Genomic DNA, 633 nt, shown 5'->3' with positions numbered 1-633 from the left:
CCGAGCCGGTGGTGTAGACGTCCTCGTCGGTCAGGACGGCGATGCTGTTATGGGCCGGGAGGGCGGCGACGATGTCGTGGACGGAGTCCAGCACGTCGGCGCCGATGACGACCTGGTCGAGGCCAACCAGGGGGTGGGAGAGGTAGCGGTCGAGGTCAGACGAGAGCGTCATGGCGTGTCACTTTCTGCGGGATGGATTCGACGGCGTCGAAGAGGGAGCGGTAGTCCTGGTAGGCCATTTCAAGGGCCTCGGCATGGGCAGGGTCGGGGTCGATACTGACCGGGTCGAGTTCGACCACGGCATCGACGGCGGATTCGAGGCTGGCGAAGGTGCCGGCGGCGACGGCGGCGGTCAGGACGGCGATGCTGTTATGGGCCGGGAGGGCGGCGACGATGTCGTGGACGGAGTCCAGCACGTCGGCGCCGATGACGACCTGGTCGAGGCCAACCAGGGGGTGGGAGAGGTAGCGGTCGAGGTCAGACGAGAGCGTCATGGCGTGTCACTTTCTGCGGGATGGATTCGACGGCGTCGAAGAGGGAGCGGTAGTCCTGGTAGGCCATTTCAAGGGCCTCGGCATGGGCAGGGTCGGGGTCGATACTGACCGGGTCGAGTTCGACCACGGCATCGACGGC

1 protein-coding gene is annotated in these 633 nt (G+C 66.5%); it reads right to left on the bottom strand.

What is annotated here, in order from left to right:
• Window positions 1-155 precede the first annotated feature (155 nt).
• Window positions 156-494: a hypothetical protein gene (locus tag Y706_RS0121305; protein ID WP_028278165.1), complete on the bottom strand. Its 339-nt coding sequence runs from the start codon at window positions 492-494 to the stop codon at window positions 156-158.
• Window positions 495-633: the final 139 nt, after the last annotated feature.

Origin of the sequence: Arthrobacter sp. I3 (genome assembly GCF_000520575.1) — a bacterium.
GTDB lineage: Bacteria > Actinomycetota > Actinomycetes > Actinomycetales > Micrococcaceae > Arthrobacter > Arthrobacter humicola_A.
The sequence above is the reverse complement of the archived record's forward strand: the minus strand, read 5'-3'. Positions and strand labels throughout refer to the sequence as shown.